A 19,890-nucleotide genomic window follows, 5' to 3' on the forward strand; every position below is an offset into this window, starting at 1 on the left:
CGACCGGGCGGTCTAGCGCGCCCAGCCGGCGAAATTGTCGCCCGAGCGCACCGCGCGCTGGGCGGATCGGCGTTGCTTGGGTTGCAGCGCCGACGCGATGGCGCGCACGAGCCAGGAGTTGACCGACAACCCGTCGGCGGCCGCCGCCTCGTCGACCCGCACCTTGAGAGCGTCGGGCAGTCGGAGCGTTGTGCGCGAGGTGCTGGCGTCGTCGAGGTCGACTGGCGCGGCGGGCGCGTCGTCTGACTCGGAATCGGAGCCGGGCTGCGAGACGACGAACTCGACCTCTCGCCCGCGCAGCCGCAGGTCGACCGATCCGGGCGCCAGGTCCCGCGTGATCTCGCCGACCGCCGCCGAGAGGGCATCGAGCAGCACGAGCCGAGTCGCGGCATCCAGTCCGGCGGCAAGCCGTTCGGCGGCGACGCGAGTGTCCTCTGCGCCGTTCGCCGCGGCATCCACCAGCTGTCGCTGCAGATCGTTTACGTACTGTCCGAGTTCCATTGCACCATAGTGACACCACAGTGGTGTCATGTCAACCACTAATGGTGTCAGAACGATGTCAGTCGGCTACGTCGACGCCCAGCCACTCGGCGAGATCCACGATCTCGGCTCGCACCATCTCGTCTTCTTCCGAGTCGAAAGGCAGCAGCTCGTGCACCGCGGCCACCACCAACAGTTCGTTCTTGCGGTCCACCTCCGCCTCGAGCATGCCGACGAACCTGTCCCCCATCAGGATCGGGTGCGCGAAGTAGCCGTACCTGCGCTGCGGTTTCGGCTTGAACTGTTCCAGCACGTAGTCGAACTCGAACAGGTCGCGCAGTCGCGGCCGGTCGAACAGCAAGCCGTCGTACGGGTTCAGGAACGCCACGCGCCCGCCGTCGTCCCGCTCGACCGCCGCGAGGGCCTGCGGGTCGACCCGCCACTTCTGGCGAATCCCGTCGATCGTCGCGGGCTCGCCTGCCTCCCCCACGGGAGTCCACGGCGACTTCTGCCGGGCGATGCCGGCTGCCTGCAGTCGGCGCTCGTTCAGCAGCCGCGCGGCCTCATCGTGCTCGTATTCCGGAAGGTCGGCCGGGTACACGCGTTCGGCGAGGTCCCAGCGCCGGTGACGCCCCTCCCGTCCGGCGACCGCCACCTCGCCCTGCTGCTGCAGGAAGTCGAGCATGGGGACCACTTGGTTCGGCCCCGACCAGCCGTCGGGAGGGCGGGCGATCTGAGCGGTGTCGGGGATGTCCGAGGCGAGCAGCGGCCCCTCCGCCCGCAGCCGGGCCAGCACCTCGTTACGAAACCGGTCGTTGCCGTCGAGCCATTCCCGGCTGCGCGGGTGGGTCGGCCAGCGCCGCATCGCCGGCAGCATGAGCGGCAGCAGGCTCACCGGCCGAAACGCACCCTCGAACTCGAACAACAGCCGGTCGGTCTCCACCGCCTTCCGCAACACGGAGGGGTCGTAGGCCGAGCCGAGCCGCGACCAGAGGATGGTGTGCTCCGCGGGCGCGATCGTGGCAGTCGGGTCGATCTTGATCGCGCCCAGTTCCTCGGCGACTCCGACGACATCGGTCGACCGCTCGGCATCGAGCAGTTGGGCGCGCACCACGATGCGCCGGGCCTGGTCGCGCGTGAGCTGGTGCGTCACGCTCGCGAAGATACCGGGCGGGCGACGCCCTGTATAGACGCGCGCCGGGCCGGACCGACCAACGTCGCATCCGGATCCTTGAGAACCGAGCGCGCCGCCACGCGGAAGCTCCGCATCGCCCGCCCCCAGTATGCGCGGGGCGAGACGTCACACGCGCGCAGTGCCGCGCCGTGGTCGACAACCACAACCGTCGCCGCTCCCGCCGCAACCACACCCCACACGACGCCGACGAGCGCCCGCACGGGCGCCGGTGTGCCCCGGAATCCGACCCGCAACCGGTCGATCTGGAAACGTATGTGGTCGCGCTCGTCATCGGCGATGCGTCGACCCACCGCTCGCAGAACGGGGTCGGGAGCACGTTCCGCGAGAGCGACGAAGTACCCCATCGCGACGCTCTCCGCGATCAGGAACAGCCCGATCTCGGTGCGCAGGCCGAGCATGCGGCGCAGGCCGGTGAAGGCGGCGTCGCTCCAGTGCGACTCGAGCCGCACGGCGTCGAGACGCTCGAGGGCACGGCCGAACAGCGCGGAGTGCTTTTGTTCCTCCCGCACGAGAAGGATCAGCGCCGCCGTGTACGCGGGGTCCCCTGCGGTCTCAGCCAGGTCGAGCAGGTGTGCACCATCGCCGCTCTCACCGAGTTCGAAACGTTGCAACGAGCGCACGAACGCGCGCCGCGTGCGGCTGTTCATGCTCGCGGGAGCCTTCCAGTCGATGAGCGGCTCCGTCGCGCGATGGCGCTCGTCGTTGGCTTCAAAGTGCACGACCCAGTCGTCAAACGATGTCACTCGGCCTCCCGTCGTTCTCGACTCTAAGCCGCGGATCACCCGCGCGCGTCATCACTGCGAATGATGCTCGAATAGTTCTGAGGAGGTCGCGAAGAGAAGTTCAGAACTCCGTTGACAGGGCGCGTCGCCCTTTGCAACCATGTGGCAGACGCGGTGCGGATGCCGCGGCTCACCTGACCTCGACGCAGAGGAGACGCCCGTGCCCGGCAGCATCCACATCGACCTGTTCACCACGCTCGACGGTGTCGCGCAGGCGCCCGGCGGCCCCGACGAAGACACGTCCGGCGGGTTCGCGTTCGGCGGCTGGCAGGCACCGCTCATCGCAGAGACGGACGGCGCGCAGGTCATGGAGGGCATCCGGCAGGCCGACGCCCTGCTGCTCGGTCGACGCACCTACGACATTTTCGCCGGCTACTGGCCGGGTCAGCTCGAGGGCTCCGACTCGGAGATCGCACGGGCGTTCGACTCGATCCCGAAGTACGTCGCGTCGCGGGGCACGCCCGAACTCCCCTGGCGCGACTCGCACCTTCTCGCACCCGACCTCGCCGCAGCGGTGTCGGACCTGCGCGACCGCCACCGCAGCATCCATGTCATCGGCAGCGTCGATTTCGCCCGCACCCTCATCGCGGAGGGCCTGTTCGACGAGCTGAACCTGTGGGTGTACCCGATCGTCGTCGGCGCCGGCAAACGGCTCTTCCCCGCCGACGGACCGCCCGCGACCCTCAGGCTGCTCGCTCCGCCGGCGCCGTCGGAGAAGGGCGCGGTGCTGTTGCGCTACGGCTGGGCGGGTGGCGCACCCGAGACCGGCGACATGACGGAGTGAAGCCGCGACGCAGCGCGTTTGCCCGGGCCTGCTAGGCTCGCCCCCGATAGCGCCTAGGGTTCCGGGACACACAGTCCGTCTGGTTCGAGCGGCGCCACGGTTGTCCGCCATCGGGCGCCGTCATCTCAAGGGATAGAAGCCTGGAGGACCACTGTGTCGCGCCCACGCGCGAGCAGGAAGGTCCCCGTGTCTGTTCTCGCTTTCGTCCTCGTTTTGTCCGCTGCCGTCTGCCACGCGGCGTGGAACGTGCTCGCCCACGGCGTCAGCCGGGTCGGTGTTCCGTTTTTGTGGTGGGGTGCCCTCGCGAGCACCGCCATCTGGGCGCCCGTCATCCCCCTGACCGGGGGCCTCGGCCAGAGCGGGCCCGATCTCGTCACCGGCTTCGCGATCGGCGCCGGGGTCTCGGGTGTGCTGCACGTCGCCTACATGCTGGTGCTGCAGCAGGGGTACGCGCGGGGCCGGCTGTCGACCGTGTACGCGACGGCCCGCGGTACCGGTCCCGCGCTGAGTTCGTTTCTCGCCGTCGTGCTGCTCGGCGAGCACGTCGGCCTGGCCGCCGTGCTAGGCATCACGGTGATCGTCGTCGGCGTGGTCGCCACCGGGCTCATCGACCGCGCCGAGCCCGTGCCCGGTGTGCGGCGCCGGCTCGATCCGAGTATCGTCTTCGGGGTGCTGACCGGTGCCGCCATCGCGACGTACACGATCTGGGACGCGCACGCGCTGCGCACCTGGGACCTGTCGCCCGTGGCATTTATGGTCGGATGCACCGTGGTCGAGGTATTCCTCTACGCGCCACGCGTCTACCGTCGCCGCGCCGAGATGCTCGCCGTCGGCCGGGCGCACTGGCCGCGCATCCTCGCCTTCGGTGTGCTGTCGCCGCTGTCGTACATCCTCGTGCTGACGGCCGTGACCATGGCGCCGGTCGCGCTGGTGGCGCCCCTCCGCGAGGTGAGCGTGGTGCTGGTCTCGCTCTTCGGCGTCGTGGTGCTGCGCGAGGGCTCGGCCGTGCGCCGCGTCGCGGCGTCGGTCGTGGTCGTCGGCGGAGTGCTGCTGCTCGCGTGGTGACCGGTTCAGCGACCGAGCGGCCGGATGAAGTGGTCGCCTTCGGGGTGACGGCCTGAGGCCGAGACGGTGAACCGCACGATGTCGCTGCGGTAGCGATCATCCGAGGCCTCTATGGTGCGCCCGTCCGTGTGCCTGGTGATTCTGCGCAGGCGCAGGATGGGCGCGCCCGGCGCCAGCCCGAGAAGCGAAGCGTCCGTCTCGTCCGCGGCCACTGCGTCGATCTCGTGGTCAACCTCGGCGGACATCCAGCCGCGCGACTCGAGGAACTGGGTGATCGAGACCGCGTCGAGGTCGACGTCGAACAGGTTCCTGCCGACGGGTTCGATGTAGGTGAGACGCTCGACCATCGTCGGTCGGTCGTCGAGCGAGCGCAGCCGCAGCACCTCGACCACCTGGTCGCCTTCGGCGATGCCGAGCAGCGCCGCCTGTTCGCTGTCGGAGCGGCGCAGGCTCACGTGCTGGGTGACCGCTCCGGGCTTCGCGCCGATGTCGAGCGCCCACTTGGTGAACGGTATGGAAACGTCGACCGCCTGGTGCACCTTGCGTTCGATCACCCGACCCGGCCGGCCGCGCGTGGTCTCGATGAGCCCTTCGGCACGCAGCGCCGCGAAGGCGTTGCGGATCGGGCCGCGCGACGTGTTCCACCGTTCGGCGAGTTCGCTCTCCGACGGCACGTCGTCGCCAGGGCGCAGGCGGCCCGTCTGGATCGCCGACCGCAAATCGTCGGCTATCTGCTTGTACATAACGTCAGCCACGTAGGCACCCTACTGGGAACGGCGATTCGGGACGGTCGCGGCCCGCCGTGTCTTCCTCCCGGCCACGTAGGTGAACAAGTCCTAAACACTGGGCAAGATAGGTATACAAGTATGGCTAGGTCGAGGAGGATTTTGCACGTCCCCACCGACTCTGCCCGAAAGGCGATCATGATCACCCGCTCTCGCATCTCGCTCGCGACGCTCGCCGTCGCCGGTACCCTGACCCTCGCCCTCGCCGGCTGCTCCAGCGCGGCCTCCTCCACCGACTCCGCCGCGGCCGACTCCGAGGGCGGCTACGCGGTCGACTCCGAGACGCTCGTCTTCGGCGTCGTGCCCGACTCGGTCGACACCGAGACCAACTACCAGCCCCTCATGGACTACATCGCCCAGGAGACGGGCAAGACCGTCGAGTACCACGAGTCGACCGACTACGCCGCTCTCATCGAGGCGTCGATCGCCGGCCAGATCGACGTCGCCTCGTTCTCGGGCTTCACCTACGTTACCGCCACGAACAACGGCGCCGAGCTGACCCCGATCTCGTCGATCATCACCGCCGAGGGCCAGGAGCCCGGCTACTACTCGGAGGCCATCGTGCCGTCGGGGAGCGACATCACCTCGATCGAAGACATGAAGGGCAAGAAGGTGTGCTTCGTCGACCCGTCGTCGACCTCCGGCTACCTCTTCCCGAGCTACAACCTGATCGAGGCCGGCATCGACCCCGAGGCCGACATCACCCCCGTGTTCGCGGGCAAGCACGACGTGAGCGTGCAGAAGGTCGGCGAAGGCGTCGAGTGCGAGGCCGGCTTCGCGGAGGACAGCGAAGTGGCGAAGTCCGACAAGGTCGAGGTCATCGAGCGCACGATGGTGCCCGGCGCCCCGATCGTGGAGTCGAACACCCTGCCCGACGACGTGAAGGAGAAGCTGCGCGACATCCTCAGCGAGGTCACCGCCGACGACATCGTCGCGGCCGGCATCGACAGCGCCGACTCCGACGGCTTCCGCAGCGTCTTCTACGCGACCACCCCGGTCGACGACGAGTACTACGACCAGATCCGCGACATCTGCGAGGCGACCGACGCCGCGCAGTGCCAGAAGTAGTCCCGAAGCAGCACTGACGAACCCGATCCGGAGAATCCGATGACGACGACACCACCCACTGCGCCAGAGACCGTTGTCGAACTGGCAGCGCTCACCAAACAGTTCGGTTCGACCACCGCGCTCGACGGGGTATCCCTCACCGTGCGCCGCGGCGAGATCGTCGTGCTCCTCGGACTCTCCGGATCGGGCAAGTCCACCCTCCTCCGCCACATCGACGCGCTCGAACTTCCCTCCAGCGGTTCGGTGAAGGTGCTCGGCGAATCCGTCTCGACCCTCGGCGGGCGGCGCCTGCGCACACTGCGCGGCAGCGTCGGGTTCATCTTCCAGCAGTTCGAACTGGTGCCGTCGCTGACCGTGCTCGAAAACGTGCTGACCGGCGCGCTCGCCACCCTGCGCGGCCCGCGCCTCGGCCTGTGGAGCTATCCCAAGTCGAAGAAGCTGCGCGCGCTGCAGCACCTCGACCGGGTCGGTCTGCTCGACCGCGCCTACCAGAGGGCCGACACGCTTTCCGGCGGTCAGCAGCAGCGCGTCGCGATCGCGCGTGCGCTCATGCAGAACCCCAGCATCCTGCTCGCCGACGAGCCCGTCGCCTCGCTCGACCCGGAGTCGAGCGACCAGGTGATGGCGCTGATCCGCGAGATCGCCGCGGAAGAGGGCCTCACCGTTCTCTGCAGCCTGCACCAGGTCGACCTCGCGATCGCGTGGGCCGACCGCATCGTCGGTCTCCGGCACGGCTCCGTCGTACTCGACCTGCCGGCAGCGGGACTGTCGAAGGCCGAGGTCATGGAGATCTACGGTCGTGTCGCGACGACGACCTCCGAGCTGCACGCCGTGCAGAACGAGCTGATGTCTCCCGAGGCCGCGCTGTGACGACCACCCTCCCGCCGCGCACAACGGCACGCCCGCGCGAAGCGGACGTCGCCGAACGGGCTCCCCGCCCCCGCCGGTCGCCCGAGCGCATCGCCGCGACACTCACACTCGGTGCGATCGTGGTGCTGGCCATCGGCGCCCTGGTCGAGATCGACATCTCCCTGCCGCGGATGGTCGAGAGCTGGTCGAACGCCGAGCGGTTCTTCGTGCGGGTCGGCGCCATCACCTTCCCCGAACCGGCCGAACTGGTCGCGCTCACCGCGCAGACCCTCGGCCTGGTGCTCACCGGCACCCTGCTCGCCGCCGTGCTGTCGGTCCCGCTCGCCTACCTCGCCGCCGCCAACACCTCGCCCGGCAACGCGTGGCGCGGCCTCGCCCGCTTTCTCGGCGTGCTCGCGCGGGCCGTGCCCGACGTGGTGCTCGCCATGGTGTTCGTGCTGATGTTCTCGCTGGGCTCGCTGCCCGGCATCCTCGCCATCGGCATCCACTCGGTCGGCATGATCTCGAAGATGTTCGCCGACGCTATCGAACAGGTCGACGAGGGCCCCCGGCTCGCGATCCGTGCGGCCGGAGGCACGAAGCTCCAGGAGTTCACCTCCGGCGTGCTCCCCCAGGTGCTGCCGTCGTGGGTGGCCACCGTGCTGCACCGCAACGACATCAACCTGCGCGGCTCGGTCATCCTCGGTTACGTCGGCGTGGCCGGGCTCGGATTGGAGATGTCCTACGCGTTCAAGTCGCTCGACTACGGCCGCGGCCTCGGCATCGCGATCGTCATCTTCGCGCTCTGCGTCGCCATGGAGATCGTCTCGAGCTCGGTGCGCGCGGCCATGCTCGGCACCGCGAACACCGGGTCGGGCCCGTTCGACCGGCTCCTCCGTCGCATCCGCCCCACCCGTTCTCCGCGTCGACCCGCGACCATCACCGCGGCCACCCCGGAGTCTGCGCTGCGCCGCCCTTGGACCCCGTCCCGCCTGCGCAACACCGTCGCCGGGGCGATCGCCGCGATCGCCCTCGTCGCCGGCGTGCTCGTGAGCGACATCCGCTGGGCCGACTTCGCGACGTTCTGGGCGCGCATCCCCGACGTCGCCGTGCAGTTCTGGCCGCCCTCGTTCGGCAGCTACGACGTGGCCACCATGGTCGAGGCGATGCGCGAGACGGTGGTGATCGCCCTAGCCGCCGCGCTGCTGACCGTCGTGGTGTCGGTCGTCGTCGGCTCGCTCGCCGCCCGCAACGTGGCGCCGAACGGCACGACGCGTGGGGCCTTCCGACTGCTGCTCGTCACCGTGCGCGGCATCCCCGAACTGATTCTGGCGATCGTGCTGATCGTGATCAGCGGGCTCGGCACGCAGGCCGGCACGCTCGCCCTCGCGGTCGGCGGCATCGGACTGCTCGGCAAGCTGATCGCCGACTCGCTCGAGGAGGTCGACAGCGGACCGGAGCGCGCGCTGACCGCGACCGGCGCCAGCCGGCTCCAGGTCTACACGGGCGCGACCGTGCCGCAGTCGGCGCGCGCCATGCTCGGCCACACCTTCTATCTTCTCGACACGAACATCCGCGCGGCGACCCTGCTCGGCATCGTGGGCGGCGGCGGCATCGGGTACTACCTGCTCAACTCCAGCCAGGGCTCCAACTACGCCATGGTCACCGCGATCGTGCTGATGATCCTGGTCACCGTGCTCATCGTCGAGGGACTCGCGATGTGGATGCGGCGGGTGTTCCGATGAGGGACACCTTCGATCTGGCCGTCGTCGGTTCCGGCATCGTCGGGCTCGGCGCCGCCTACGCAGCCGTGCAGCGCGGACTGCGCGTCGTGGTCATCGACCGCACGGCCGAACCGGTCGGCTCGACGGTGCGCAACTTCGGGCACCTCTGCTTCACCCCGCAGTCGGGCGATGCACTGCGGTACGGACGCGCTTCGCGAGAGATCTGGATGCGCCTCGCGCGCGACGCCGGATTCTGGCTCCGCGAATCCGGCACCCACGTTGTCGCCCGGCACCGCGACGAGCTCGCGCTGCTCGAGGCCGCGGGCGAGCGTCTCGACGGAGGCTTCGGCGACGGACCGTCGCTGCGCCTGCTCGACGCCGCCCAGGTCACCGCCGCCGTGCCGGTGGACCGGCGCCAGGTCGCCGGGGGCGCCCTTCTCCCCTACGATCTGCAGACCGATCCGCGGTCGGCCGCACCCGCGATCATCCGGCACCTTGTCTCTCTCGGCGTCGAATTCCGCATGCGCACCTCCGTCGGCCGGGTCACGACGGGAACCGTCGAGACCAGCAGGGGCACCGTGTTCGCCGACACGGTCGTGGTGGCCGTCAACCACGACGTCGACCAGCTCCTTCCCGACCTGGCCGAGCAGCACGCCGTCGTGCGCTGTTCCCTCGACATGCTGCGCGTCGGCATCCCGCTCGCCCGGCCGCTCGCGTCACCGCTCCTCACCGGGTGGTCCCTCATCCGCTACAGCGCGTTCGCGACACTGCCGGAGGCCGGGGCGGTGCGCGAACGTCTGCACACCGAGCGCCCGGAGCTCGCCGCCATCGACCTCAACCAGATGTACACCCAGCTTCCCGACGGCAGCGTCATCGTCGGCGACTCTCACCACAAGGCGGTGACCCCCTCGCCGTTCCAGAGCGAGGCGACCGCCGACCTCCTGCTGCACGAGACGTCCGTGCTCTTCGGCGCGCAGGCACGGGTGCTCGAGCGGTGGCAGGGCGTGTACGCCAGCGCACCCGAAGAGTTTCTCGTAGCCGAACCGCAGCCGGGGGTGCTCGCTCTGGCGGCCACGACGGGAATCGGCATGACCACCGGCCTCGGTCTCGCCGAGACCGTTCTCTCCGAGCGCTTCGGCGCTCTCCACTCGACGAAAGGCGCCTGATGACGCACTCCACCCCCACCGGTTCCCGCTCCGCCCTCGACGGCATCGAGCTCGTCGTCTTCGACATGGCGGGAACCACCGTCAGCGACGACGGCGTCGTCGAGGCCGCGTTCCAGCGCGCCGCCGAACGCACCGGCGTGGTCGCGACGCTCACGCCCGACGAGGCGCTCGCCTACGTGCGCACGACCATGGGCATGTCGAAGATCGACGTCTTCACCCGCCTCGCCGACGGTGACGTCGAGGCCGCGACCCGCGCGACCGCCGCGTTCGAGACGGCCTACGCCGAACTGATCGAGGAGACGGGGGCGGCCGAGATCCCCGGCGCAGAGGCGCTCATCCGCAGCCTGCTCGACGGCGGCGTGAAGGTGGCCCTGACCACCGGTTTCGCGCCCGTGACCCGCGACGCGATCCTGCGCTCGCTCGGCTGGCTCGACCTGGTCGACGTCGCCCTGTCTCCGGTCGACGCCGGTCGTGGCCGCCCCGCTCCCGACCTCGTGCTCGCCGCCGCGCTGCGCTCGGGCGTGAGCGCGATGAGCGCCGTTGCCGTCGTGGGTGACACGGCAAGCGACATCCGCTCGGGCCTGTCTGCCGCAGCCGGCCTCGTCGTCGGAGTGCTCAGCGGTTCGCACGACGAGGCGACGCTCGACGAGGCGGGCGCCCACGCGGTCATCCGCGACGTGACGCTCCTGCCCTCGCTCACCCGATGACCGTCGAGACGGTCGCGGTCCCCCGTCGCATCCCCCTCGAGCCGGCGGCGTCGGCGATGGTCTGGGTCGCACCCGACCGGCCGCACGAGCTGGCGGCGTTCGTCGGCGTCGAGCTCGGCGGGTCGGAGCTGCTGGTCGAGGTCGAGCTGGCGACCATCTGCGGGTCCGACGTGCACACCGCGCACGGCGACCGCACCGCGCCCGCGCCCCTGATCCTGGGGCACGAGCAGGTCGGCCGGGTCATCGCGCTCGGCAGCGGCGAACCGTGCGCCGTCGACGGCTCGCCGATCGCCGTGGGCGACCGGGTCGTCTGGTCGATCGCGGCGAGCTGCGGCGCGTGCGACCGGTGCGAGTCGGGCCTGACCCAGAAGTGCCGCGCCCTGCGCAAGTACGGGCACGAACGAATCGGCAACCGGTGGGCGCTCTCCGGCGGATTCGCGACGCACACCCACCTGCTCGCCGGCACGCCGATCGTGCGCGTGCCCGACTCCGTGCCCGCCGAGGTACTCGCGCCCGTCTCGTGCGGGACGGCCACCGCCTGGGCGGCGCTCGACGCGGTCGCCCGCACCGTCACGCTTCCCGGTGCCACCGTGCTCGTCAGCGGCGCCGGCCTGATCGGCCTCACCGCGACGGCACTCGCGACCGACCGCGGCGCGCGGGTCGTCGTCGCCGACCCCGATCCCGCCCGCCGCAGCCTCGCGCTGCGTTTCGGCGCCGTCGCCAGCTACGATCCTGCCGCGAGCGAGCACGACATCGCCCAGTCTCTCGAGGCGGCGGGAGCGGGCGGCGGGTTCGACGCCGTCGTCGAGGCGTCCGGATCGAGCGCCGCGGTACTCGGCGCGTTCGCCTCGGCGACGGTCGGCGGTGCGATCGTGCTCGTCGGCAGTGTCTCCCCCACGGAACCGGTGCCGGTCGACCCCGAGCGGATCGTGCGTCACCTGCTCACCGTGACCGGCGTGCACAACTACACGGCAGAACACCTGCGCGCCGCGGCGGAGTTCATGGTGCAGCAGTGGCGCAGCCGGCCGTTCCGGGAACTCGTGGGCGCGACGGTCGCGCTGCGCGACCTCGACGCCGGCATCGGCATGGCCGGCTCCGGCGGCCCCGTGCGGGTCGCGGTCGATCCTCGCAGGTGACCCTCAGGCCGGCTGGTCCTCGCCGGTCTTGAAACCCACGAGTTTGTGTGTACCGTCGCAGAACGGCTTGATCGCAGACACTCCGCACCGGCAGAGGGCCACGGTCTTCCGTCCCGGCGGCACCGGAACCCCGTCGGCGTCGAGAATCTCGAAGTCGCCCCGCACGATCAGCGGCCCGTTTTCGTAGGGCGTGATGGTGACCCGCTCGTCGCTATGCACGGTCTGCCCCCACGGCGGTCCCCGTCGAGCGCAGCGACGTCACGCCGTCGGTCCAGGATTCGAGAATGTGAGCGGATGCCCACCCGTCGACGAGCAGGCAGGCGCCCGCCCCGAAGAGGATGTCTTCCATGAGTGCGGGCTCGTCTTCGGCGAGCGCACCGGCGAGGTCGTTGGCGGCGATCTGCTCGTGTACCGCGTCGGCCGCGACGTGCTCGTCGAAGTAGGCCGTCACCCCGGAGTCGTAGCCGAGTCGACGGAAACCGTTGCCGTACATGAGGTTCGGGATCGACGAGGTCATCTCGAACGCGGCCAGGTGGCCGACGATGGCCCCGCGCAGGCGCCGGTTCAGGCCGAACAACGACATCGTGTTGAGCGACGCGAGCGTGATGGCGGGCACCCGGTCGAGGTAGTGCGCGTAGTCGGTGTCGAGTCCCACGCCCCGCATCGTCTCGGCGTAGATCGCGGAGTGCATCCGGGCGGGTCGGCCGCCACCGTACTCGTCGGCCTGGATCTCGACCAGTGCAGCCTTGCTACGGCCGGTCAGGCGCGGGATCGCCCACGAGTGCGGGTCGGCCTCGCGCAGCGTGTAGATCGACCGCTGGATCAGAAACTCCCGAGCCTGTTCTTTGGTGGCCTTCTTCGCCAGAAAGCGCGACAGGCTCGGTCCGCCCTCCGCCGACGTGAGTTCGGAGAGGACGCGCGCTACGGCCGCCCGCGTCGGCGCGGGGAGTTCGGGGATGCCGACGGCTTCGCGCAGTTCCCGCTCGAACCCGCGCTCGAGTTCGCCGCGCACCCGCACGAGTCCGGGCTGCCATTCCCAGGCGTCGGAGACACCGGGGAGGGAACCGTAGTGGAGGCCGTAGAGCATAAACAGCGCGAGCTGGAGGTCCTCGTCGCGCATGAACGACACGGTGGAGCCGGCGGCCGACCGCGCGATCTCGAGCAGCGGCCCGAAATCGTCGGATTCGGTCGGTTCGGTGCCGAGCACCTCGAGGAGAGCGGCACTGAGGGGGCCGCGGGCGGAGAACGGGATGGAGTCGGTGCGGTGATCGGCGACGCCGGTGGAATTGATCATTACTTAATCTTCGCGGCAGCCGAGCCGACCTTCGAGGCCTTGCGCAAGCGAGCGCCGCATGCGTGTCAAGCCGGTGCGTTCACCGAGGTGTCTGCCTACCGTGAAAGGCGCGCCACACGGATGCGACGGATCGACCGGAGGAACCATGCCCACCGATGAGCAGTATCAGAACCGGCGGCGCAATCTCCTCTCCGGAATCGTGGTGGGTGTCGGGGTGGCCGGCTTCGTCGACGAGGTCGTCTTCCATCAGCTGCTGCACTGGCACCATTTCTACGACAGGTCCACGCCCGACATCGGCCTGGTCTCCGACGGCATCTTCCACGCCGTCAGCTGGTTCGCCACTGTCGGCGGCATGTTCTTGCTCGCGGACCTCTATCGCCGACGCGGAGTCTGGTGGACGCGTTGGACGGCCGGCCTGCTGTTGGGAGCCGGAGCCTTCCAACTGTTCGACGGCACGGTACAACACAAGCTTTTCGGGCTCCACCAGATCCGGTACGAGGTCGACCTGCTCCCCTACGACGTCGCCTGGAACGTCGCCGCCGCTGCCCTGATCGTGGTCGCGGTCGTTCTCCTGCTGCGCACCCACCGTGCTTCCGCGAGCAGAAAGTGACGGGCATGCACCCGCACGAAGCGGCGCCCGGCGGCAGCCTGGTCGTCGTCATCGCGATGCTGGCGGCCGTCGCCGTCTACGTCGGCCCCGCGGTCGCGAACCGCAGACAGCGACCGTGGCCCGCGTACCGGTCGGTGCTGTGGTCGGCGGGTATTGCCTGCCTCGGCATCGCCGCCGCTCCGGGGCTGACCGGCCAGGTCACGTCGTTCGTCGGCCACACCGTCGACCACATCCTCGTCGGCATGCTCGCACCGCTGCTGATCGCCCTCTCGGCGCCCGTCACGCTGGCGCTCCGCACCCTCGACCCGGTACCGGCGCGCAGGATCAGCCGTCTCCTCGGTCGCCGGGCCGTGCGTTTCGTCACCCACCCGATCACCGCCCTGGTGCTCTACGCCGGCGGCATGTGGGCGCTCTACACGACCGACATCTTCCGCAGCATGCACGAGAACACCCTGCTCGCCGCCCTGGTCCACGTGCACTTCTTCTTCGCCGGCTATCTGTTCACCGCTGCCGTGGCGGCCGTCGACCCGACGCCGCACCGCCATCGGCACGCGTACCGTGCCGTCGTGCTCGCGGCCGCCCTGGCCGCGCACGGCATCCTGGCGAAGTTCCTGTTCGCGCATCCGCCCGCCGGGGTCTCCGGATCGAGCGCGGAGGCCGGCTCGATGCTGATGTACTACGCGGGCGACGCTATCGACGCCGTCTTGATCGTGGTCGTCTGCGGCCAGTGGTTTCGCGCCACCCGCCCCCGTGCCGCGGCTACCCCGCGGCGACCCCTCATTCGATTCCCCCAGCCTTCCGACCGATGAAGAGGACAGCGATGACCACCGAGACGCATTCCCCGACCGAAGCCGCAACGCGGTTCACACGAAACGTCGTCCCGGGGATCCACCGGCTCCAGCACGCCTACGTGAACTGCTACCTCGTCGCCGACGACGACGGGGTGACCGTCGTCGACACCGCTTTCCCTGCGACCTGGAAATTCGTACTGCGAGCGCTCGCCGCCATCGGCCGCGAGCCGTCGGATGTGCGGGCGATCGTTCTCACCCACGCGCACTTCGACCACCTCGGCTTCGCCGCCCGCGCGCAGGCCGAGTGGTCGGTTCCGGTTCTGGCGCATCCGCTCGAAACGTATCTCGCGGGCCATCCGTATCGCTACGCCCACGAGCGGTCGCGGTTGCTCTACCCGGTGCGCTACCCTGCCGCCATTCCGGTGCTCGGACGCATGGCGGCGGCGGGCGCGCTGAACGTGCGCGGCATCTCGGGCCTCGAGCATTTCCAGCCGGGCGACGTGCTGCCCGTCCCGGGCGGACCGCGGGTGGTCTTCACTCCCGGGCACACGTTCGGCCATTCGGCGCTGCATTTCCCGGCTCACGAAGCGGTGCTGACCGGAGACGCGTTGGTGACCTTCGACCCGTACACCGGCAGAGCCGGCCCGCAGATCGTCTCGGGTGCGGCCACGGCCGACAGCGGTCAGGCGCTGCTGACCCTCTCGGCGCTCGAGGCCACCGGTGCCACGACCGTGCTTCCCGGACACGGGCAGCCGTGGCGGAACGGCATCCGCGAGGCCGTGCGGCAGGCCCGCGCGGCCGGTCCCTCCTAGTGCCGTCGCGCCGGTAGATAACAAAGGGCCCCGACCGGCGGATGCCGGGCGGGGCCCTGTGTTTACCTACGACGTTACGACGTCGCCTGGTCCTGCACTGTCTGCTTGGCGTCGTCCGCGCTCGACTTCACGTTGTCAGCCGCGTCGGTTGCCGACGACTTGACATTGTCGGCCGCACCCTGGGCCGACTCCTGAACCGCACGCGCGGCATCCTGAGCCGGCTCCTTGAGGTTCTCGGCCATGCCCTTCGCGGCATCCTGCACTTCGTGCACGAGAGGTTCGGCGGCCTCTTTCGCCTGAGCGGCGAGGTCCTTTTCCTTCTCGCTCGCGGGAATCAGCGAGGCGACCAAGAGGCCGACGCCGAACGCGATCAGGCCGACGGCCACCGGGTTGCCCTCGGCCTTTTCGACCGCCTTGTGCGGGGCACCGGCGATGCTGTCGCCAGCGCTCGACGCGGTACCCGTCACCGAGTCCTTGGCGTCGGAAACGGCACCGAAAACGCGGTCCTTCACGGATTCGACGCGACCGCGCAGCTTGTCCTTTTCGCGGTCGACGATCTTCGACGGCGTCACCTTGTCGGCGAGGGCGTCGACATCGCTGCCGAGCTCGGTCCGAGTGCGCTCGATGTGGGCGCGGATTTCGTCGGGGTCGGAGGTGTTGTAGTCAGTCATCGGTTTTCCTCGTTCTTTTTGACGGTGTCGGGGATCTTCTTCAGGGAGTCGACGGTCTGCGGCAGACCCTGCACTTCTTTCAGCTTCTTCCGGCCGACGCTGTACATGATGGCGGCGATGATGCCCCAGATGACGGCGACCACGACGGCCGACCATCCGTTGTCGATGAGGTGTCCGAGTCCCCACCAGAGGGCGATCGACAGGAACAGCACGGCCATCGCGCCGGCGTATCCGGCGCCGCCGAGCAGTCCCGCGCCCTTGCCGGCACGCGTTGCGGATTGCTTCAGTTCGGCCTTGGCGAGCTCGACTTCCTGTCGCATGAGGGTGGAGATGTCGCGGGACACCTCGCCGAGCAGGTCGCCGAGAGACGTCGAAGCCGCCTTCTGCTCCGAGGGGGTCGGTGCGTCTGTCATAGCTGGCGCCCGTCGGAAGTCGGCTCGAAGCCGGTCGGGGTGGTGGGACGCACGGTGTCGAACAGCGGCGTTTCCGTGCCGTACGAGGTCTCGGTACCGTACGAGGCCGGAGCGGTGGCCGGCGTCGTCGGGGTGGCGACGGGTGCGGCGGGGGCTGCGGCTTCCGCGGCCTTCTCGTCCGCTGCCTCGCTCGCGAGGCTCTTCACGAGGCGACCCGCGACGATGCCCGCCACCGCGGAGACCGCGATGAATGTGCCGGGCTTGCGGCGTGCGAAGTTCTTGACCTCGGTGACGACGGATCCGGGATCGCGTCCGTCGAGCCAGCTGGCGACGGCGGAGGTACGCGAGGCGACCTGCGAAACCAGGTCGCCCGCAACGCCCTGCTGGTCGGAAGAGTCCGCCATGCGGGCAAGCTCTTCACCGATGGAGCGAAGTCCGGATGCCACGCGCTCCTGCTGAACGCCGGCCTGCTCTGTCAACTGGCCGCGGGCCTCCTCGTACAGCGCCTTCGCCTGCTTCGTGGACTCGCCGACGACCTTGCCGACCTCTTCCTTCGCGGTTCCTGCCACGTTTTTCGCCGACTCGGCGGCGTCGTGACCGACGTTGCCAGCCTGTTCGCGAGCGGTCTCCGCGGTTCCACCGATGGAGGATCCGCCTTCGGATGGGGCGCCCGATGTGTATTCGTTGGTCATGGTTGTCCTTCCGTGACATCTGGTTCGGACCCCCGAGTGGGGGCCGGTGCAGCTTCGGTACCGAGTGTGAACGCAGAAACTTTTTCAGACAATGCCATCGACATGCGGCACACCTCGTATAACATGTCCGCCCTCCGAGGCTCGTTGCGAGGGTCATCGAGGAGGACGATTTTCTAGCGCGCGATCATCGCCCGCGAACGCCGAAAGCGCAATGCTTGAAGCGCAACCCGGCAAACTTTTTTCCCGATGGTTCTATATACGGCGGCGCAAATCCGCGCCGATCACCAGAAACTGTCAGGAAGTCACCATGAGTAACACTCCCAACAATGGCCGCGTCGCTCGATTCTCTACCGAGACCAAGGCTGCCTTCAAGACGACCGAGTTCATCGCTTACGTCGTCATCCTCATCGCCATGTTCATCGCCTCGGCCGTCGTCGACAACGGCGACGACGGACAGGGATTCGGCGCCAGCTCCGTCTGGCTCTACGCCACCCTGCTCACCATCGGCTACATGATCAGCCGCGGCCTCGCCAAGTCGGGCAGCCGTGAGCACTACGACGCCGACCACGACTCGCGTCGCTAACGTTTCGACGTTTCCCAAGCGGATCCGCCCCCCAGTGGCGGCATCCGGAGAAGGGCCCCTACTCACGTAGCGGGCCCTTCTTCTTTCCCCTTTTTCGACGCAGCCCGTCGCGCCTCAGGTAGACCACATCCCCACATCACGCAAGGGGAAACCACATTCTCCATGCGACCCGTGATTGGGGGGACAGTGGAGGCGACGACGGAATCGTCGCCGAAACCCCATTGGAGGCATAAATGTACTTCCACGTCCAGAACCTGATCCACGACATCGAGCAGGACGAGCCGGATCCGGCCGCCGCCAACGCACTGCAGGAGGGCCTCGGCGGACAGTTCGGCGAGATGCGCACGATGATGCAGTACCTCTTCCAGAGCATGAACTTCCGCGGGCCCTCGGCGAAGCCCTACCGCGACCTGATCCAGGGCATCGGCACCGAGGAGATCAGCCACGTCGAGCTCATCGGCACCACGATCTCCCGACTGCTCGACGGTTCGCCCCGCTACAACGGCAAGCCCACCGACCCGGTCGACGCCCCCGGTGCCGGCGGTGCCACCCCGTTGAACATCGCGCTCGACACCAGCAACATCCACCACTACCTCGTCGGAGCGCAGGGCGCCCTTCCCGTGGACGCCGTGGGTAACCCGTGGCTGGGCAGCTACGTCTACAACTCGGGCAACCTCGTGCTCGACCTGCTCTACAACCTCATGCTGGAGAGCACCGGCCGCCTGCAGAAGTGCCGCATCTACGAGATGACCGACAACAAGACGGCACGCTCGACCCTCTCCTACCTGATCGTCCGCGACCAGGCCCACGAGAACGCCTACGCCAAGGCACTCGAGACCCTCGGAGTGCACTGGAACACGCTGCTCCCGATCCCGAAGACCAACGCTGAGAAGTTCCCCGAGGTGAAGAAGCTGCTCGACCTCGGACTGCAGAGCAAGCAGTACACGTTCGACCTCACCGGACTCTCCGAGGCGGGCAAGATCTTCCAGGGCATGTCGCCCTCGAAGGACGGCACCAACCTCGACGCGTCCGAGCAGGCCCCGGCGGGTGTGCCGATCGTGATCGCCGAAGAGCGTCCCGAAGAGTTCGCGCCCGGTCTCGACCCGGCCCTGCTCGAGCTCATCCAGGCCACCGCGCACATGGAACTCGCCGATGTCGACGCCATGTTCGGTCCGGTCGCCCCGACGCCCGCGCCCGACAAGAAGTAGCACGACCCGCGGGTAGGACCCCGCAGACGGATGCCCCGCGGCCCAGGACCTGGGCCACGGGGCATCCGTCTGCTATCTACGCTTCGAGCTGCCGTCTGACCCACTCGCCGCGGGTGTGACGTGCGGCCTTCGACACCTCGGCATCAGGGGCGAGTAACTCGAACAGGTGGTACCCGCCCGGCCAGACGTGGAGCTCGGCGGATCCGCCCGCGGCCCAGATCTTGCTGGCATAGGCCACGTCTTCGTCACGGAACACCTCGGCCGAGCCGACCTCGATGTAGGTGGGCGGCAGTCCGGCGAGACTCGAGGCGTAAGCGGGCGACTCGTAGCCGGTGATCGACGCGCCGTGGCGCCGGTCGCCGAGAAGGAAGTCCCAGCCGGTCTCGTTGCTCGTGCGGTCCCAGATCCCGATGCCGTCGATCTGCCGCGCCGAGACGGAGTCGTTGCGCTCCTCCAGCATTCCGTACATGATCACCTGGCCCGCGAGCCGGGGGCCGCGACGATCGCGGGCGAGCAGCGTGATGCCGGCGGTGAGACCCGCACCGGCGCTGGCGCCGATCGTGAACAGTTTCGCGGGGTCGATGCCCAGCTCGGCGGCGTGCTCCGCGGTGTACACCAGGGCGGCGTAGCTGTCTTCGAGCGCGGCGGGCGCCGGGTTCTCCGGGGCGAGCCGGTACTCGACGGTGACCACGACGGCGCCGAAACGTTCGACGTAGTCGATCACCGGTTCGACGCCCACGAAACGGTCGCCGAAGATCATGCCGCCCACGTGGGTGAACACGAAGCCGGGACCGGTGGTGTGCCCCGGGCGCTGGAATACCGAGACCGTGAGGTCGGGAGCTCCGGTCGGGCCGGGGATGATCAGTTCGCGATGCTCGATGTCGCGCTCGGCCAGCAGTTGGTCGAGGGTCTTCGTGAAGCCGGGGCCGCGCAACGCTTCGAGGTGCTCGGGCAGCAGGGTCGGGCTGATCGACTGGTTCACGACGTCGAGCACGGTTTTCAACTCGGCATCGAACGGTGGTGCGGTGAGCTTGTCAGCAGACATTTTCCTTTTCCTTTTAGTTAGTGATGAATT

At 69.0% G+C, this 19,890-nt stretch carries 23 protein-coding genes; 13 read left to right on the forward strand and 10 right to left on the reverse strand.

Annotation, left to right across the window (positions count from 1 at the left end; all coding sequences use genetic code 11):
* Window positions 1-12: 12 nt before the first annotated feature.
* From IEV96_RS09515 to IEV96_RS09525, 3 genes are read right to left on the reverse strand one after another with little or no spacing between them, the layout of a single operon-like run.
* Complete coding sequence (locus tag IEV96_RS09515) at window positions 13-501, reverse strand: histidine kinase (protein ID WP_188510381.1); 489 nt, start codon at window positions 499-501, stop codon at window positions 13-15.
* Between the two features lie 58 nt (window positions 502-559).
* The gene (locus tag IEV96_RS09520; RefSeq protein ID WP_188510382.1) at window positions 560-1,633 is read right to left on the reverse strand and encodes a DNA glycosylase AlkZ-like family protein; all 1,074 of its coding nucleotides are present in this window, start codon (window positions 1,631-1,633) and stop codon (window positions 560-562) included.
* Window positions 1,630-2,418, reverse strand: coding sequence for a ferritin-like domain-containing protein (locus IEV96_RS09525; RefSeq protein WP_188510383.1), 789 nt, complete (start codon window positions 2,416-2,418; stop codon window positions 1,630-1,632). The genes IEV96_RS09520 and IEV96_RS09525 overlap by 4 nt, the downstream gene beginning before the upstream one ends.
* Before the next feature lie 199 nt (window positions 2,419-2,617).
* On the opposite strand from IEV96_RS09525, the gene IEV96_RS09530 reads away from it, so the two are divergent.
* Window positions 2,618-3,241 carry a dihydrofolate reductase family protein gene (locus IEV96_RS09530; protein WP_229733200.1) on the forward strand — a complete coding sequence of 208 codons (624 nt, stop codon included), beginning with the start codon at window positions 2,618-2,620 and terminating at the stop codon, window positions 3,239-3,241.
* Window positions 3,242-3,427: 186 nt separating this feature from the next.
* A complete protein-coding gene (locus IEV96_RS09535; protein WP_188510385.1) occupies window positions 3,428-4,306 on the forward strand; it encodes an EamA family transporter in 879 nt (292 codons plus the stop codon).
* A 5-nt stretch (window positions 4,307-4,311) separates the two neighbouring features.
* Here IEV96_RS09535 and IEV96_RS09540 read toward each other — a convergent pair whose 3' ends face one another.
* Window positions 4,312-5,061: a GntR family transcriptional regulator gene (locus IEV96_RS09540; protein ID WP_229733201.1), complete on the reverse strand. Its 750-nt coding sequence runs from the start codon at window positions 5,059-5,061 to the stop codon at window positions 4,312-4,314.
* Between the two features lie 168 nt (window positions 5,062-5,229).
* On the opposite strand from IEV96_RS09540, the gene IEV96_RS09545 reads away from it, so the two are divergent.
* The 6 genes from IEV96_RS09545 to IEV96_RS09570 are packed head-to-tail and all read left to right on the forward strand — an operon-like array spanning window position 5,230 to window position 11,741.
* Window positions 5,230-6,159 (forward strand): phosphate/phosphite/phosphonate ABC transporter substrate-binding protein, encoded by a 930-nt coding sequence (locus IEV96_RS09545; RefSeq protein WP_188510386.1) that lies wholly within the window; start codon window positions 5,230-5,232, stop codon window positions 6,157-6,159.
* Window positions 6,160-6,198: 39 nt separating this feature from the next.
* Window positions 6,199-7,029, forward strand: coding sequence for a phosphonate ABC transporter ATP-binding protein (gene phnC, locus IEV96_RS09550; RefSeq protein ID WP_188510387.1), 831 nt, complete (start codon window positions 6,199-6,201; stop codon window positions 7,027-7,029).
* On the forward strand, window positions 7,026-8,753 hold the full coding sequence (gene phnE, locus IEV96_RS09555) for a phosphonate ABC transporter, permease protein PhnE (protein ID WP_188510388.1): 1,728 nt from the start codon (window positions 7,026-7,028) through the stop codon (window positions 8,751-8,753). Before phnC ends, phnE begins: the two co-directional genes overlap by 4 nt.
* Complete coding sequence (locus IEV96_RS09560; protein ID WP_188510389.1) at window positions 8,750-9,898, forward strand: TIGR03364 family FAD-dependent oxidoreductase; 1,149 nt, start codon at window positions 8,750-8,752, stop codon at window positions 9,896-9,898. Before phnE ends, IEV96_RS09560 begins: the two co-directional genes overlap by 4 nt.
* Window positions 9,898-10,605, forward strand: a complete 708-nt coding sequence (locus IEV96_RS09565; RefSeq protein ID WP_188510390.1) for an HAD family hydrolase — start codon at window positions 9,898-9,900, stop codon at window positions 10,603-10,605. The genes IEV96_RS09560 and IEV96_RS09565 overlap by 1 nt, the downstream gene beginning before the upstream one ends.
* A complete protein-coding gene (locus IEV96_RS09570) occupies window positions 10,602-11,741 on the forward strand; it encodes a zinc-binding dehydrogenase (protein WP_188510391.1) in 1,140 nt (379 codons plus the stop codon). Before IEV96_RS09565 ends, IEV96_RS09570 begins: the two co-directional genes overlap by 4 nt.
* Window positions 11,742-11,744: 3 nt before the next feature.
* On the opposite strand, the gene IEV96_RS09575 is transcribed toward IEV96_RS09570, so the two are convergent.
* Both IEV96_RS09575 and IEV96_RS09580 read right to left on the reverse strand, forming a co-directional pair.
* Window positions 11,745-11,960 carry a CDGSH iron-sulfur domain-containing protein gene (locus IEV96_RS09575; protein WP_188510392.1) on the reverse strand — a complete coding sequence of 72 codons (216 nt, stop codon included), beginning with the start codon at window positions 11,958-11,960 and terminating at the stop codon, window positions 11,745-11,747.
* Window positions 11,953-13,035, reverse strand: coding sequence for an iron-containing redox enzyme family protein (locus IEV96_RS09580; RefSeq protein WP_188510393.1), 1,083 nt, complete (start codon window positions 13,033-13,035; stop codon window positions 11,953-11,955). The genes IEV96_RS09575 and IEV96_RS09580 overlap by 8 nt, the downstream gene beginning before the upstream one ends.
* Window positions 13,036-13,180: 145 nt before the next feature.
* Here IEV96_RS09580 and IEV96_RS09585 point away from each other — a divergent pair, with 145 nt between their 5' ends.
* The 3 genes from IEV96_RS09585 to IEV96_RS09595 are packed head-to-tail and all read left to right on the forward strand — an operon-like array spanning window position 13,181 to window position 15,248.
* Complete coding sequence (locus tag IEV96_RS09585) at window positions 13,181-13,645, forward strand: DUF2243 domain-containing protein (protein ID WP_188510394.1); 465 nt, start codon at window positions 13,181-13,183, stop codon at window positions 13,643-13,645.
* A 5-nt stretch (window positions 13,646-13,650) separates the two neighbouring features.
* Window positions 13,651-14,454, forward strand: a complete 804-nt coding sequence (locus IEV96_RS09590; RefSeq protein WP_229733203.1) for a cytochrome c oxidase assembly protein — start codon at window positions 13,651-13,653, stop codon at window positions 14,452-14,454.
* An 11-nt stretch (window positions 14,455-14,465) separates the two neighbouring features.
* Window positions 14,466-15,248, forward strand: coding sequence for an MBL fold metallo-hydrolase (locus tag IEV96_RS09595; RefSeq protein ID WP_188510395.1), 783 nt, complete (start codon window positions 14,466-14,468; stop codon window positions 15,246-15,248).
* A 74-nt stretch (window positions 15,249-15,322) separates the two neighbouring features.
* Here the strand turns inward: IEV96_RS09595 and IEV96_RS09600 are convergent, their stop codons facing one another.
* The 3 genes from IEV96_RS09600 to IEV96_RS09610 are packed head-to-tail and all read right to left on the reverse strand — an operon-like array spanning window position 15,323 to window position 17,024.
* Window positions 15,323-15,919 (reverse strand): DUF3618 domain-containing protein, encoded by a 597-nt coding sequence (locus tag IEV96_RS09600; protein ID WP_188510396.1) that lies wholly within the window; start codon window positions 15,917-15,919, stop codon window positions 15,323-15,325.
* On the reverse strand, window positions 15,916-16,332 hold the full coding sequence (locus IEV96_RS09605; RefSeq protein WP_188510397.1) for a phage holin family protein: 417 nt from the start codon (window positions 16,330-16,332) through the stop codon (window positions 15,916-15,918). The genes IEV96_RS09600 and IEV96_RS09605 overlap by 4 nt, the downstream gene beginning before the upstream one ends.
* A complete protein-coding gene (locus IEV96_RS09610) occupies window positions 16,329-17,024 on the reverse strand; it encodes an ATP synthase subunit B family protein (RefSeq protein ID WP_188510398.1) in 696 nt (231 codons plus the stop codon). The genes IEV96_RS09605 and IEV96_RS09610 overlap by 4 nt, the downstream gene beginning before the upstream one ends.
* Window positions 17,025-17,331: 307 nt before the next feature.
* On the opposite strand from IEV96_RS09610, the gene IEV96_RS09615 reads away from it, so the two are divergent.
* Window positions 17,332-17,607: a hypothetical protein gene (locus IEV96_RS09615; protein WP_188510399.1), complete on the forward strand. Its 276-nt coding sequence runs from the start codon at window positions 17,332-17,334 to the stop codon at window positions 17,605-17,607.
* A gap of 233 nt (window positions 17,608-17,840) precedes the next feature.
* Window positions 17,841-18,815 (forward strand): manganese catalase family protein, encoded by a 975-nt coding sequence (locus tag IEV96_RS09620; RefSeq protein WP_188510400.1) that lies wholly within the window; start codon window positions 17,841-17,843, stop codon window positions 18,813-18,815.
* Window positions 18,816-18,891: 76 nt separating this feature from the next.
* Here IEV96_RS09620 and IEV96_RS09625 read toward each other — a convergent pair whose 3' ends face one another.
* Window positions 18,892-19,860, reverse strand: a complete 969-nt coding sequence (locus IEV96_RS09625) for an alpha/beta hydrolase (RefSeq protein WP_188510401.1) — start codon at window positions 19,858-19,860, stop codon at window positions 18,892-18,894.
* Window positions 19,861-19,890 lie beyond the last annotated feature (30 nt).

This window comes from Conyzicola nivalis (assembly GCF_014639655.1).
Classification (GTDB): Bacteria; Actinomycetota; Actinomycetes; order Actinomycetales; family Microbacteriaceae; genus Conyzicola; species Conyzicola nivalis.